Origin of the sequence: Mucilaginibacter sp. R-33, assembly GCF_049949235.1 — a bacterium.
GTDB lineage: Bacteria > Bacteroidota > Bacteroidia > Sphingobacteriales > Sphingobacteriaceae > Mucilaginibacter.
On record NZ_CP188089.1, the window covers coordinates 2,579,375 to 2,595,370 of the forward strand.

Sequence of the window (15,996 nt, forward strand, 5' to 3'; positions counted from 1 at the left end):
GTATTCCGCCGGGGCAATAAGCCATGCCCGGCGGAATAAAAAGAGTAAACAGAACTATCTTGTTATTGATATTCAACCACCACCATATCCCAATATTTCAACATTGGCAATGTAAAGGTAACAGCATTGCCCGATTGTGTATACGCAACGTCCTTCGATGCACTTCCGTCGATATCCGGCGATGCAACCCAGATCTTTTTGACGGTTTTGGCTGCGGTAAAATTAAAGCGGCCATTACTAACCGGATGCGGAACGGCCTGTGTACCGTTGCGGTCGCGCCAATCGAAACTTGAGGCATTGGCAAAGTTAATAAGATGTATAATCTGTTTATTGCCCAAATCTTTGCCGATAACCGATACCTGCCCCGTTTGCGGCGGAAAGTTATTGAGTTTGGTTTGGTTATCACCCGGGGTAATGGCCGGGTTGTTAAATGTCCCCCCATCACGAAGCAAATTTTCGTAAGCTGTTAAAAAATCATAATAGCTAATCATTGCGGCTTTCAGGTCGTCGCGCATTTGCAGGTTGTTATTGGGAAAATACTCTTTGCCCAGCATATGTTCGCCTAATTCCAGGTGCGAGCCGCCGTGTGCAAAGATCACCGCGTCGGTAAATAAAACACCAGGGGTACTAAAATAACCGGGGCTGCCCGCCAGGTCGTAATCCATATATGCGGCAAGAACGGTCTTTTTGGCACCGCCGGTGAGGGCGTCGTTACTTTTAATAATGTCGGCCAGATCTTTATACCCCTCGTTCGGCGCCCATACTTCCGAATACAGAAAATCAACCGGTGCATCAGAAATTTGCGGTTGACCATACTGAGTTACCGCGTTCATTACCAAACTTTTTGTTGGCGATGCCACTTTCATCGCTTTTATAAAGGAATTGAAGGCTGTTGGCAGATCCACTGTTCCACCCGCATAGTTATACAACGTTTTATCCCGGTTACCCAACTGATCTATTTGGTAACCATCAAAATTAAATACCTTGTACATCTCATTGGTTTTACCCGCTAAGTATTGCTGCCAGCCGGTATTTGAGGGATCCATAATATAAAGATCGCTTTTAAAAGGCGGCTGCGGCAGTGAGGCAACCTCTTTTTTAGTATGGGTTGCATCATCAAACAAGTGCCATTGCTCGTTTACACCATCGGCAGCGGCATCGTTCAATGATCCATACGCGAGGTTATAATGCAGGGTTTTCATGTTGTAACCGTGTGCGCCCGTAATATAACCCTGAACAGTTGTAGAATAATTATCCCGGTTAGCGATGTCTTTCCAGCTTGCGTCGGGTTTGGCTACAGTACCAGCCAGCGGCTCATGGTGTTTATACTCCCAATCCTGAAACTGCACATAGTTCATGTGGTAACGGTTTAATGAGCTCATCACTCTTTTAATATCGCCATCGCTCAGTTTACCATAGGCGGATAAAAATCCATTTCGCGGAAAGCGCGCCGGGTCCGACGATACATCTACGGCAATAGTTCCGTAAATCTTTTCCTGGCCGTTCACTGTATCAAACAACTCAACCATATAACCGGTAAAATCCGGCGCGGGCGCTGTCCACTTCCACGATGTACCCGTTACCGTTCCGGATTGTATAACGCTGCCCGATTGTTTATACCTTACTTTCGCGGTCGCGGGCAAGGCCTTATCAAGAGTAAAAACAACCTCGTCTCCGGGTTTATAAAAAGCTTTATCGGTGCTGATGCCGGAAAGGCTGCTTGTGGCTACTGTTTTTATCAAACCGGTATTATCAACCAGTTTGTCCTTTGTGCAGCCGCAGCTAATGGCTGCGAACATCATTACACCTACGCTGTATATTTTCATTTCAAATATTTTATTTCCTGTTTTCAATTGATTATTGTTTTACAATAGCCACGCTCAAGTCTTTCATATTGAGCGTTATTTTATAGTTGCCGGCGGCTGAGGCCGTAACTATCCATTTATTATCCGGATCGCCGGCACTTAGCTGAACAGTTGTTGCAGATAGCGCGGGATGATCAGTTACCGGGCGATAAAATTTTGCGCCAAAATCCTTGGCCGTACCTATTTTGAATTCCCCGGCAACCAGCGGCCCGGTCCAGCTGAATACAAAAGGATCGGTAGCGCTTTTTACCATTGGTGTAGCAGCATCCAAACTCCAGCCGCCGGGCGAGGCATCGCCGATGATCCATAAGGCAGTATAAGGCGGAGTAGCAACAACCGTATTGACGATACTGATACTCTTTGTATGCAAATTCAGGGTTATTTTATAAGTGCTGCCTGTAGTAATGTGCCATTTGTTATCCGGATCGCCGGCATTGAGCTGTACTGCGGTAGCCGACAGATCAGGCGCGTTAGTGGTAGGCCTGTAAAACGGCGCGTTAAAATCTTTGGCTGTAGCTATTTTAAAATCGCCAGTAGTAAGCAGGCCCGTCCAGGTAAATATGAATGGATCGTTCGCGTCGACAATTAATGGAGTTACAGCGTCTATACTCCAGCCGCCTGATGTAGCATCGCCCAATAACCATAACTGGCTAAAGGGGGCCTTTGGCGGATCAGTATTGACAATACTGATGCTGTTGGTGTGCAGGTTAAGCGTAATTTTATAATTACCAGCTTGTGCGGCACCTATTTGCCATTTGTTATCCGGATCGCCACTACTTACCTGCACCGTAGTTTCGGTAAGTGCAGGGTGATTGGCCAGCGGACGATAAAACGCGCCGCCAAAATCCTTAACAGTAGCAATCTTAAATTCACCGGCAACCAATACTCCTGTATAGGTGAACAGGTACGGATCATTACCATCCTGAACCATAGGTGTGGCATTGCTGATATCCCAGCCTTTGGGTGCTGCATCGCCTACCATCCATAACTGGCTGTAAGGAGGCGGGATCGTTTTTGAATAGGTAGTTACAGTAAGCGCAACAACGTTAGAGTTAAACGGTGATACCGAACCATCCGACGTAGCTGTAACCAAACGCATTTCCACCGTAGTAGCCGTAGCCACAGGCAGCGTAATAAACATATCGTTCAGCGCCTCCTGTGTATAGGCTTTGGTTAGCGTGTCTTTTCCTAATTTAACAGTAGCCTCGTTGGCAAAGTTGTTCCCTTTTATATCCCACTGCAAAAAGTAGGTTACCGAACCCTGCATACCCTGTACGTTAGCTGCCGACCAGGTTAAAGTGAGGGCAGGCTTCGCGGCATTATCCCGCGTAAGCACCACCGAATTGGATGAAGCCGCCAATACAGGAGTTGACGTTACCTTAGCTGTTATTACATCCTTTTTACATGAAAAAGTAAAGAGGGACATGAAGGATAACATCATTAGCCCTAACCATGTGGGTTTTATATATTTTGATCCAGGTGTATAAACACCATTAAAATTTAAAGCTTTCATTTTTTGATGACCTGTGTTGTGATAAATTAATAACCCGGATTTTGTGTAAGATTTGGATTAGCATCTATTTCCTGCTGCGGTATAGGAAACAGCAGGAACTTAGCCGTGGTGTTCACCTTCCCTATCGAATGCAGGAAATCCAGTCCGTATTGCCCATTGTTAACCCTGATCAGATCAAACCAGCGCTGGCCCTCAAATGCAAGTTCCATGCGGCGCTCATGCAGTACTTTGGTACGGAACGCATCTTTTGATAAACCACTTGTGGTGCTTGCCAAACCGGCACGGTTACGCACCATGTTTAAAGGTACTTCGGCACCTGACTGACCAAGCTCGTTCATGGCTTCGGCCTGCATCAGTAATACATCCGCATAACGCAAAACCGGGAAATCTGCCGGACTGGTATTATAATCGGGCGGAATGGATTTAGGCACCAGGAACTTGCGTAGGTTAAAGCCTGTTGTGGAATATGATGCCAAATAGGTTTTACCATCAAAAGCAGGGCAACCTGGGTATAATACGGTTAAATCCTTGCGCAGATCGCCGCTTTCATAATCGTTTACAAACTCCTGCGTTGGTTGGTCCCATCCATAAGCGCCTCCAACAAAATCCGAATTGCGCGGCCCCGTAAAGGTGCTGGTCCACGATGCCTGGTTAAAATCATCAAAAAAGCCATAAGTGGTAGCGCCGCTATATTGCACCTCAAATAATGATTCGCCGGTATTCTTTTTTGTTGCAGAAAAGTTATCGGCATAACTGGCGTTGAGTGAATAGCCCAATGCCGTTACCTGTTTACATAGATCGACCGTTTTTTGGTAATCACCCAAAGTTAAATACACCTTGGCCAGCAAACCTGTGGCTGCGCCTTTTGATGCACGCCCTATATCGGTCCCGCCATAGCTACTCGCCGCAGGCAACACGGTTATCGCATCATTAAGATCCTGGATAATGAGGGCATAAACATCGGCTTTAGGCGCGCGTTTTACCTTCAGGTCGTCCCCTACCACCTGTGGTTTGGTTATCAGCGGTACATCGCCAAATAAACGAACGAGGTTGAAATAATAAAGCGCACGTAAAAATTTAGCTTCGCCAAGCACGCGGTTTTTCAGGGTTTCGTCCATGTTAATGGCAGGTACTTTTTGTAAAACAATATTGCATTGTAAAATACCTGGTGCCGGTCCGCGGTAAACATCAAGCACACCGGCATTGGCCGATGTGGTTACAAAGTTTTGTTCGTCCTGGGTTTCAATCCCGTCGGTGCCGCCACCGGCACCTGTTACACTGTTACCGGCCATGATATCGGTGGTCCAGATCCTGAAATTGTACAATTTGGGGCGCTGTAAGGGTTGGTATGCGGCATTAACCGCATTCACAGCGTCTTCGGCTGTTTTATAATAATTGGCAGTGTTTACAGAATCAAGCGGTGCTTTATCTAAAAAATCTTTTTTACAACCTACAAAGGTGGTAGTAAGCACTAAAGCGATAATATATTTATTGATTTTCATTATTTAATGCATTAAAAGTTAAAGTGTTAAATTGATACCTAAGCTGATGGTACGCGTAACGGGGTACACGCTGAAGTCGATACCGTTGCTGCCCACTTCAGGGTCGAAACCGGTGTATTTGGCAAAAGTGAACAGGTTTTGCCCGGTAACGTAAAGGTGGGCATTATTAAAGCCTGCTTTTTTAATGAGCTCCTTCGGCAGTGTATAACCTAATGTGGCCGTTTTTATCCGCAGGTATGAGCCATCCTCCACAAAACGGTCGGAGATGCGGGAGTTTTTATTGGGGTCGTTATAAATAGCCCTCGGCATGGTATTGCTGGTGCCCGGCCCTTCCCATCTACCTAAAACCCTGGTGGTTTGATTTTGCGCAACGGCCATGCTTTCCTGGTACACATTATTGGCGTTAAATATTGTATTGCCATATACACCCTGTAAAAATATGCTCAGGTCAAAACCCGCATAACTGAAGGTGTTGTTCATGGCATAGATGAATTTAGGGTTCGGGTTGCCGATAAAAGTTCTGTCGGCATCATTGATCACTCCATCGTTGTTAAGGTCTTTAAACCTGATGTCGCCCGGCGAGGTACGGTTGTACGGATCGGCACCGGTTTGCTGCGATGCATGCGCGTCTACATCAAACTGTGTTTGAAAAATACCCTGTGTTACAAAACCATAAAAATTATTGATTGGCCGGCCAACGGCATTGATATTGATGTTGCCATTAAGGCCAATATTACCGCCAAAAATTGACGTATTATCGCTGAGGGCGGTTATCTTATTTTGGTTGAAGGAGATATTGGCACTGGTAGTCCAGTTGAATTTACCGGTCATGTTTTTGGATGTAACCGAAAATTCGATACCCTTATTTTCTACATCCCCGGCATTAGTTGGCGGCGCAGCCCCGGAATAGCCGGTTGAAATAGGCAAATTAACCGGCACCAGCATTCCGGTAGTCTTTTTGATATAGGCATCAATATTTACCGTGATACGCTGCTTAAAGAAAGTGGCATCTAAACCGATATTGCTTTGCTTAACCGTTTCCCATCTTAGGTTAGGGTTAGCCGCATTTAAAGCAATCTGTGCCGGCACAACAGTACCATTAAAATTGTAAACAGCCGATGTAAGTACAGAAGCGAAAGAATAATTACCAATATTTTGGTTACCCGTAGTACCGTAACCGGCTCGCAATTTCAGGTCATCAAAAAAAGTAACTTTTTTAAAGAATGGCTCCTGCGATACACGCCATGCTATTGAACCCGAAGGGAAAGTACCATATTTATTATTATCGCCAAAGCGTGATGAGCCATCGCGCCTGATGGTAGCGGTTAACAAATACTTGTCTTTATAAGCATAATTGACACGGCCAACATACGAGAGCAAAGCCCATTCCGAGCCATCGCCATTAAGTACCGGATTCAATGTTCCGTTGTTAAGCTGCTGGGTAACATCGCTTGCAAAACCACTTACGTTGCCGCCTGCAAAATGGTAGCTGTTGGTTTGTGCATCGGTACCAGCTAAAACCGTAAGGTGATGGTCTTCGCCAAAATATTTATCGTAGGTAAGGAAATTGTCCCAGGTGTAGGTAATGCTTTTATTATACTGCTCGGCCAGGTAAGAATTTGGCTGCGGTATCGGCTGGTAATTATATTTTGGCGACCAGGTACGGCTGTTGAAAAACGAAGCCTGGATGCCAGCGGTACTTTTAAAAGTTAAACCGGGAATAATAGTGGCCTCTGCAAAAACAGAACCTAATACGTTATATCCTTCGGTATTATTTTGAACCAGCTTAGCGGTGGCGATAGGGTTTTTCACATCACCATAAAACTGCGGCTGACCAACCGGCCCGGAGTAGCTGCCATCGGCATTGTAAACTGGTTGCGCAGGATTGGCGGCCATGGTAGCGCGGATATCGTAAGAGCCACTTGGTTTTTCATCGTGGTTTAAGGTAAGGTTATGGCCAAACTTCAACCATTTAAGCACCTTATCGTTACCGTTGAATTGCAGGGTATACCTGCGGTAAGCGGTACTTGTTACAATTCCTTTTTGATTAAGGATACTACCCGATACATAGTAGTTGGATTTTTCCGTCCCTCCCGAATAGGATAGCGTATAATTTTGAATGGGCGCCTTGGTGAACAAGGCGTTTAACCAATTGGTACCCGTCCCTAATGAAGCAGGATCGGCGTAAGCAGGGTTGGTTGATTGATTGTTATTGGCAAGCAGCTCGTTATTGAGTTGGGCAAATTGGCTTGCATTTAATAGTTTTACCAGGTTAGTTGCCTGCTGTACCCCGGCAAAGGCATTAACATTAAGGTGGCTTGCACCTGCCGAACCTTTTTTTGTGGTGATTAGCACCACGCCATTGGCACCACGTGAGCCATAAATAGCCGAAGCCGAGGCGTCTTTCAGCACATCCAGCGAAGCTATATCATCGGGGTTAAGGGTATTGAGGGGCACATCGGTAGGTACGCCATCAATAACCAATAGCGGGTCGCTGTTATTAATGGTACCAACGCCCCGCACCCTCAGCGTAACGTTACTGCCCGGCGCCCCGGAAGTTACCGCCTGCACACCTGCCGCACGGCCTTCAATGGCCTGGCCAATATCCGGCACCGGCTGACCCGCAATTTCTTTTACATTTACCGAAGTTACAGCACCGGTAACATCTTTCTTTTTCTGGGTGCCATAACCTACCACCACTACCTCATTGAGGGCTTTAACATTTTCGGTCAGAACTACATCAAGTGTCGCCTGACCGGCCAGCACTACCTCACGGGTAACGTACCCAACAAAACTGAATACCAGTACGGCATTGCGATTTTTAACATTAAGTTTGTAGTTACCCGCGGCATCGGTAAGTGTACCGTTTGACGTACCTTTTTCGGTAACAGCAACACCAGGCATTGGGCCGGCGGCATCGGTAACCTTACCTGCTACCGGTATAGCTTGTGCCGCGTTTATGGCTGTCGGTGCTTTATTGGTGGCCGCGTTTGAAAAAGCGGGTAGCAGACAGGCCGCTATAAGTTGGAAGGCTAAAGCTTTAGGGCACAAGCCAACATATAAGTTTCGTAAACGAAATTTCATAAATGGTATTTTAGGTTATTTTTAAAGGCATTAGAGGCCTTTTTAATCGGTTGTTAAACTGGCTTATTTAAAGCGTAAAAAAGGTGTGATGTAAAATTCTCTTCATACTAATTGGTTTTGTTTTTTGGTTTATGCTCAGGCTGATACTGGCAGCCTTAAACTGGCACTAAGTAAGTGCTTTGCCACCCATGGCTGCAATCACAGCATTTCAATTTAAATTCAAAATGTATCAAAGTTTAAATCAGGAAATATCAAACAAGCAATGTCGCTATATTTACATGACCAGTTTAACCTTTTATTGATCGTGTAGCCAGAAATGCGGTACCCTTGATAACTACTGAACTATAATTTGATTTTGAAAAAAGCTTTTATCCTCCTGTTTCAGATCCTTTGTTTTATTGTGGCCCGCAGCCAGCAGGCAACGTACTATTTTAAAAATTACCAGGTTCAAAACGGTTTATCCAGCAATACCATTACCAGCATTTTGCAGGATAAGAAAGGCTTTATGTGGTATGGTAGCCGTAATGGCCTTAACCGATTTGACGGTAACGTGTTCAGGTTGTTTGGCAACAAATTAGGCGACAGCACCAGCATAGGAAGTAACTCTATTTTTAGCTTATATGAAGACAGTACCGAAAAACTTTGGGTCGGTACTTATAAGGGGATCTATATTTTCGATCCGATTACTGAAAAATTCAAGCCGTTTAAACTTATCCCACCCGGCGAGGTAAGATATATTGCCGGTGATAAACAGCATCATATCTGGATCATATCGAACCTTAATCTATACCTGTATGATGAGCATACCAACATATTGACAGCATACCCGCAAAAAAACGATCTCACAGTAACGATGAGCATGGCCAAGGATGGCTCGTTATGGACGGCTACTAATCAGGGCTTTGTTAAACACTTCAATGCTGGAGGCAGGCAATTGGCATCATACGATTTGTCAAGCGCTAACAAGGGGCGCAAATTTTCTACTGTTCAGGAAATTTTCACTGTTGGTGATACTGCTTTGATCATCGGCACCATGAACCAGGTGGTTTTATTCAACTACCGGAACAACAGTATTGCTAACGCGCTGAATGACCAATATAAATCAGGTGATATCCATGTACATGTTATTTTTCATCAAAATGATGATACCTACTGGTTAGGAACAGAAAACGGGCTTTACATATTTGATAAAAAGAACAACCGGACTACTGTTGTACAAAAACAATACAGCAACCCCTATTCTATCACCGATAATATCATTTCAGCCATTTACAAAGATCGCGAAGGCGGTACCTGGATAGGTACTTATTTTGGCGGGGTAAATTACTACCCCGGTCAGTACAATAATTTTAAAAAGTACTTCCCCGAGCCTGGCGTAAACAGCCTTAGCGGCAATATAGTGCATGAAATAACCAAAGATCAATTTGGCAATTTGTGGGTTGGCACTGAAGACGCCGGGTTAAACAAAATAGATTTAAAAACCGGTATCGTAAAGCACTTTATGCCCGGCAAATCGCCCGGCAGCTTGGCTTACCGCAATATCCACGGCCTGGTGGCCGACGGTGACCGCCTTTGGATAGGCACATATGAACATGGGCTCGATGTTATGGATCTGCACACAGAGCGAATCATCAAGCATTACAGCTCGGCGCAAAACAATAAATCGTTCAGCAGCGGTTTTATAGTCACTCTTTATAAAACCCGTAAGGGAGAGTTGCTTGTTGGTACCTGGAATGGGCTGTTTAGCTATAACCGGCCTGACGATACTTTTAGCGCGATGCCGTTTTTTGCCGATCATATCCAATCCATTCATGAAGAAAACGATGGTACGTTATGGGTAAGTACTTATGGCGGCGGCGTATACTATCTAAATACTGCGAGTGGTAAAAGCGGCCATATCAGTTCGCGGGCAGGTGCGACTAACACTATTTTAAACGATTATGTGAATGGCCTGTTTATTGATAGCCGCAATAACAAATGGTTTTGTACTGAAGGCGGCTTAAGCAGGTTTGATGCCAAAACAGGCGGGATAAAAAACTACACCACCGAAAACGGTCTGCCGGATAACCAGGTATTCAGGATACAGGAAGATAAAAATGGCAAATTATGGATTTCGACGGCGAAAGGCCTCGCCAGGTTTGATCCGGAAAATAACACATTCAGCAATTATCATACGGTTAACGGTTTGCCAACGGAGCAGTTCAATTATAACTCGTCATTCCGTGATGCCGATGGCACCATGTATTTTGGCACGGTTAAGGGGATGGTAAGTTTTGATCCTTCAAAGTTTGTCAGGAACCCCTATGTGCCGCCGGTTTATATTACCGGTTTACAGGTTAATAACGCCGATGTAACTGTTGGCAGTGCTAATTCTGCACTTAACCGATCCATTACTTATACCCCCTCAATTACCTTGCCTTACAACAGCTCAAATATTAGCCTGGATGTAGCTTCTCTTAGCTTTGTGATTCCGGAAATGAACGAGTATTCATACAAAATGGATGGTATTGATAAAACCTGGGTAACGTTTAAAAACAACCGCAAAATATATTATACCAAACTACCCGCCGGTAATTATGTTTTTAACTTAAAAGGCGCCAATAGCGAAGGGGTTTGGAATAACAGGGTTGTGCAGCTATCAATCCATATTATGCCGCCGCTTTGGGCTACCTCCTGGGCTTATACAATTTACCTGTTGGTAATAGCGGGTATTGTAACAACAATTGTGCGCTACTACCATTTGGCCGTGAGCGAAAAAAATAAACGGCGTATCGAAACTATCGAGATCAATACCGAGCGGGAGATCTATAATGCCAAGATCGAGTTTTTTACCAACGTAGCCCATGAGATCCGTACCCCCCTCACCCTGATAAAAATGCCCCTTGACAAACTGATAAGCAGCGAAATTAATCACCCCGAAACGATGGAGAATCTTGCCATGATAAAGAAAAATACCAACAGGTTGATCGGCTTGACCAATCAACTACTCGATTTCCGAAAAGCCGAAGCCAACAAGTTCAGCCTTAATTTTTCTAAAGCTGATATTAACGAGTTGCTTGAAGAGGTATATAACACTTTTAAGCCTGCGGCCGAATTAAAGGAAATAAGTTATAGGCTTGAACTGCCGAGGATAACATTGCACGCTTTTGTTGATCATGAGGCTTTGAAAAAGATACTGGGCAACCTGTTCAATAATGCCATTAAATACGCTTCGGCTACCGTAGCGATCAAGCTTTTGCCCTTTAGCAGTGAAGACGAAATGTTTAGGATTGAAGTTCGCAATGATGGTTTCCTGGTTCCCGAAGAGTTGAAAGAAAAGATATTTGAACCTTTTTATCGTATTAAAGAAACCGAAAAAGAGGCCGGTACCGGAATTGGCCTGCCCCTGGCCCGCTCATTAACTTTGCTGCACCAAGGCACCCTTGAATTAAAGCCCTCGATGAACAGCCAGAATATTTTCCTGCTATCGCTGCCTATCCACCAGGAAACAGAGATCAACCTTGAAATGGCCGATGAATCGGTTACCTTACCAACCGAAGAGCTTATGGTAAACGATCAAAAAAACGAAAAAGATAAGCCATCTGTTTTGCTGGTTGAGGATAACAAGGAGATCATCAATTACCTACAACGTGAGCTGGCAACTACCTACCGTATATTTAAAGCCTATAACGGGACCGAAACCATTGAAATACTAAAAAAGGAGAATATCCACCTGGTGATCAGCGATATCATGATGCCGGTGATGGATGGTATCGAGTTGTGCCGGAAGCTTAAAACCGACCTTGAATACAGTCATATCCCAATTATTCTGCTTACGGCAAAAAACTCCCTTAACTCAAAAATCGAAGGTCTGGAAGTTGGCGCAGACGCCTACATCGAAAAGCCTTTTGCATTTGAGCACCTTCAGGCACAAATGAGCAACCTGCTGATGAACCGCAACATGATGAAGCAATATTTCGCGGGGTCGCCACTTACGCATATCAAAGGCATAGCGGTTTCAAAAGCCGATAAGGATTTCCTGGACCGGCTAAATAAGGTGATTTATGATAACATTACCGATATGGACCTTGACGTAGACCAGCTATCAAACATGATGAACATGAGCAGGCCAACGCTTTACCGCAAGATCAAAGGGATATCGGATATGACGCCAAATGAGCTTATCAACCTTTCGCGTTTAAAAAAAGGTGCGGAACTGCTTGCCGGAGGTGACCTTAAAATAAATGAGGTAGCCAATATGATCGGTTATAGCTTGCCTACCAATTTTTCACGTGATTTTCAGCGGCAATTTGGTGTCAGTCCTTCTGTATATGTTAACAAATTAAAATGCGATCAATAAAGATAAAAAAGGATACCACCGGAAAAAATCCGGCGGTATCTGCAAAAAGGTAGTCTATTGTAACCTCGTAACAACCCATTGCTGGTTATTACCACCAGTATAGGTAAACTGCTTAACCAGGCCTCCGTTGGCAGTTGAAGCGCCGTATACATCAAGCACCTTCCCGCTGTTGAGGTTTACTATTTTGTAATATCCCGATCCAACACTTACAAGCGTCCATTTTTGGCTGTTAACATTCGAAGCCGTCCATTGGTGTATCTGCATGTCATCGGCAGTCCCTTGTTGATAAACGTCCAGGTTTTTATTGCTGTTTATATTAGTGAGGGTGAAATAACCATTGCCCGCACCGGTAAGCTTCCACTGTTGGCTGTTTGCATTAAGATAATCCCATTGATGAATAACAGCACCATCGGCAGTAGACTGTTGGTAAACATCAAGCGCCTTATTGCTATTGCGGTTAACGATCTTGTAAACTCCGCCAGAAACTATTTCAGGCACGATTTTCAGAATAACGCAACCGTGCGCAGGTACGCTGGCCGAATACATACCCATCGAGCCTAAATTACTGTGCAGCCACAGATCCCTCACAGCTGCGTTACCGGTTATACCTAAATCAGTCGTAAAATTAAGACTCCGCGTTTGGGCGTTATCCTCGCGGTTGAATAGGCCTACCAACCAGTCGCCATTGCTCATCTGTCCTTTCCATACCTGGCTTGACACGTTAGTAGGGTCGTTGCTAATTGGTTTACCTACAAAGCCGTCCTGATTAAGGGCAAGCATTTCGGCGTTTTGATATAACCATAAGTTACTGCCTATTGAGTTATACTGGTCTGCGACTGATACCGGCCCCCCTGCCATCAGGTTTAAAGAAATCACAGTCTTCTTTTCATCATCATTGGCAAACTTATTAAGCCTGATAAAATCACCATCGAGGATCAGGCTGCCCCGTCCTGACAGTTTTGACCAATAGGTATATCCATCAAAAGCATTGTCATACTGCGACCATACGTCTACCGTTCTTGTACCACGGTTCAGGCTGTTAAAACGTCCCCATCCGGCATCAAAGCCCGCATCATCATTTATCCTGATCATGTTACCGTACACTTTTTCCAGCTCACCTTCGTTTTTCAGGTTCGGCATTACCAGACTCAAAAATATCCCATTTGAGTCGCAGGCCTGCTTCATCCAGTTCAGCGCTTTTTCATAATCTGCCTTAGGTCGGCTGGGGCCTACCCTGCCCAGGTTTTGATCCTGACCTGTTTCAAACCAAGATAAAAAATCAACCCGCAGATATTTCACACCCATATCAGCATAATACTGGATATAGCCTTTTACGTATTGTTCGGCTCCCGGATTATTTACCTGTACCCAATTAAACCATGTAGAATTCTCACCGGTATTGATCAGGCTGGACAAAGGAATAGTTGTCCCTTTAACTTTCACACCCGCGTCGGCAGCGGCCTTATTAACCCATAATGGGTTATTGTACATACCCAACGTCATGCCCCGCTGCTGGAGATAGCCTGACCAGTAGGCATAATCATGCGCCCATTGGCTGGCATGCTTGGTGCGGTAACCGTCGGCATTGTATGATCCGTCATCGCCCCAGCCATCAATACACACCATATTATAACCGTATGATTTCAGATTGGTATTTACCCAATCAATATTGGCCTGCCACTCATTTTCCGGGATATAACTGTCATGAACAATATTGTATTCATAAGGATTCCAGTAAAGGGGCGCTTTGGCTGTGGCGCTTACCGAGAATGACTTGTTAGCTTTACCGGGATTAAAATCGGTTTTTAAGTCGTGGGATTTGATTTCCGCATTCTTTTTGCAGGAAAAAACAATGACGCACAGCGTCAGGATCATGAGGATTGTTTTCTTCATCATTAAATGATTTAATAATTGGTAATTGGTTTGTAGGCACAATTGGAAGTGCCTAACAAATGAACATTTTAACCACAACAAAAAACAATCACTGATTATCAATTTGTTATCAATCCGTATCAATTAATAAAGATAATTTTCGAGAAAAAGCCGATTACCCTCTAAAACTCCGATACCACTTCTCTATAGAATAACTTTTGCAGACGACGGTAAAAAAATGATCAGAATCTTTCAAGCTTTGAATGAGAATGCCTGAATTTGTTCAACTAAACCTATATTTTCTCTTGCCGGTTTAGGTTTAAAATTTATCCCATAAAAAAAGTTGCCAATAAAATTGACAACTTGCCTAAAAATGTACCCAGCGCCGGAGTCGAACCGGCACGGTTTCCCACAGGTGTTTGAGACCAGCGCGTCTACCAATTCCGCCAGCTGGGCATGTTGTAAGTGTCTTTCCTTACAAGCGGGCTGCAAATGTAGATAAACTCTCCTTAATTCGCAACAGATATTTTTGTTTATAGTAAATATTTGCAATTTCTATCCGGCGGCTTTCCTTCGCGGTATCGTCCAACTGTTCATAGTCTTTTGTCAACTTCGCCAGCTCTTCATTCATATCCCCTTCAATAGCAAGTGTTTCTGCGGTTATGGCAGCCAGGTGCGTTGCATCATCAACCTCCATAAGGCGTTCATTAATATCCATCATTTCCATTAAAAAATCTGCAGGCAATTGTGGTTTTGACCCTTCAGATACGAGGTCGTGCAGTTTTAAAATGTATTCCATGCGCTTTGCCGGGTCACCAAGCGCATGGTAAGCCTTGTTATTTAGGGTAGATAGCTCCAGGATTTCCTGCTGCCTGGTTTCATCCTCATTGGCATAAAAATCGGGATGGTAAAGCTTGCTCAGCTCGTAAAACTTTTTCTTAAGCAGCGCCTGGTCAACCTTAAAAGATTCAGGGATGCCGTAAAATTCAAAATAGTTCATAGGGCAAAGATAACTATTAACAAGGTATTCATGCCGCAATCAACTTCATGTTAAAATAAGTTATCTGCTACGCGTTTGGTCGGTTTCGGCTTTTTCTACAAATTCTGTTTTGGGGTACATATCAACAAACAGCTTTCTGTCTTTAGTTAAAGTGGGCGCCACACCCAATATACCTATCCCGGCAGTGGCCAATGCCATAAACAATATAAGCCCGCAAATCCTTATGAACTTTTTAAGTCTTTTCATTTCGATCTCAGAAAATAAACGACAGGTATTATCCTTTTAGGGTTTGTCCCTAAATAATTAAAATGGAAATGATTACCACATTGGATAATCAGTAAGGAAGGATTATCCTATAAGGGGATTATCGTCATCTCCTAAATTGAGATTGAAGACTTTGTTGAAAAGAGCGCGTTTAACGAGCTTGCCTGGTATAAACAATTTCGAAGTTTGCTTAATGCTCATATCGGCTTCCAGGCTATGCAAAAAGCATAACGCGGGCAGACTGATATCCCCGGAAATTAAAGTTGAACAATTATTCCGCTTAGCCGCTTTAAGAGCAGCTTTATATGATAATGATTTTGAGACCCTGTTTACAAAACCGGCAACCAAAGTTGTATCGGGCAGAGCTGCCTTATTTGTGGTTTGGATAGTAAGACCGGAAAAAGTAAAAAAGCCAAGCATTATAATGGCTGTTAACAACCATTTGGATAACACGCTTTTTACCGGGCTAAATTTCATTATATAAATGTAATGATATTGATCTACAAAAAAGGCCCATGCGCAAATTCACAGGAGCCAGCCCATTTGTCTGAAAAAAT

9 protein-coding genes and 1 tRNA gene are annotated in these 15,996 nt (G+C 44.1%); 1 reads left to right on the forward strand and 9 read right to left on the reverse strand.

The genetic code is table 11. The annotated features are described in order from the left end of the window. Positions 1–62: 62 nt before the first annotated feature. From ACP26M_RS10800 to ACP26M_RS10815, 4 genes are read right to left on the reverse strand one after another with little or no spacing between them, the layout of a single operon-like run. On the reverse strand, positions 63–1,826 hold the full coding sequence (locus ACP26M_RS10800; protein WP_426588721.1) for a glycoside hydrolase family 66 protein: 1,764 nt from the start codon (positions 1,824–1,826) through the stop codon (positions 63–65). A gap of 31 nt (positions 1,827–1,857) precedes the next feature. Continuing rightward, positions 1,858–3,378, reverse strand: coding sequence for a SusF/SusE family outer membrane protein (locus ACP26M_RS10805; protein ID WP_426588723.1), 1,521 nt, complete (start codon positions 3,376–3,378; stop codon positions 1,858–1,860). Positions 3,379–3,404: 26 nt separating this feature from the next. After that, positions 3,405–4,880, reverse strand: a complete 1,476-nt coding sequence (locus ACP26M_RS10810) for a RagB/SusD family nutrient uptake outer membrane protein (RefSeq protein WP_426588725.1) — start codon at positions 4,878–4,880, stop codon at positions 3,405–3,407. Positions 4,881–4,898: 18 nt separating this feature from the next. Further along, complete coding sequence (locus ACP26M_RS10815) at positions 4,899–7,964, reverse strand: SusC/RagA family TonB-linked outer membrane protein (protein WP_426588727.1); 3,066 nt, start codon at positions 7,962–7,964, stop codon at positions 4,899–4,901. A 355-nt stretch (positions 7,965–8,319) separates the two neighbouring features. On the opposite strand from ACP26M_RS10815, the gene ACP26M_RS10820 reads away from it, so the two are divergent. Continuing rightward, positions 8,320–12,303 (forward strand): hybrid sensor histidine kinase/response regulator transcription factor, encoded by a 3,984-nt coding sequence (locus ACP26M_RS10820; protein ID WP_426588729.1) that lies wholly within the window; start codon positions 8,320–8,322, stop codon positions 12,301–12,303. A 54-nt stretch (positions 12,304–12,357) separates the two neighbouring features. Here the strand turns inward: ACP26M_RS10820 and ACP26M_RS10825 are convergent, their stop codons facing one another. From ACP26M_RS10825 to ACP26M_RS10845, 5 genes are all read right to left on the reverse strand, one after another. Continuing rightward, complete coding sequence (locus tag ACP26M_RS10825; RefSeq protein ID WP_426588731.1) at positions 12,358–14,199, reverse strand: RICIN domain-containing protein; 1,842 nt, start codon at positions 14,197–14,199, stop codon at positions 12,358–12,360. A gap of 352 nt (positions 14,200–14,551) precedes the next feature. Further along, positions 14,552–14,631, reverse strand: a tRNA-Leu gene (locus ACP26M_RS10830). A 19-nt stretch (positions 14,632–14,650) separates the two neighbouring features. Beyond that, positions 14,651–15,175: a Fe-S protein assembly co-chaperone HscB gene (gene hscB, locus ACP26M_RS10835; protein WP_188831770.1), complete on the reverse strand. Its 525-nt coding sequence runs from the start codon at positions 15,173–15,175 to the stop codon at positions 14,651–14,653. 60 nt (positions 15,176–15,235) lie between these two features. Further along, the gene (locus ACP26M_RS10840) at positions 15,236–15,421 is read right to left on the reverse strand and encodes a hypothetical protein (RefSeq protein ID WP_426588734.1); all 186 of its coding nucleotides are present in this window, start codon (positions 15,419–15,421) and stop codon (positions 15,236–15,238) included. A 102-nt stretch (positions 15,422–15,523) separates the two neighbouring features. Continuing rightward, positions 15,524–15,916, reverse strand: a complete 393-nt coding sequence (locus tag ACP26M_RS10845; protein ID WP_426588736.1) for a hypothetical protein — start codon at positions 15,914–15,916, stop codon at positions 15,524–15,526. Positions 15,917–15,996 lie beyond the last annotated feature (80 nt).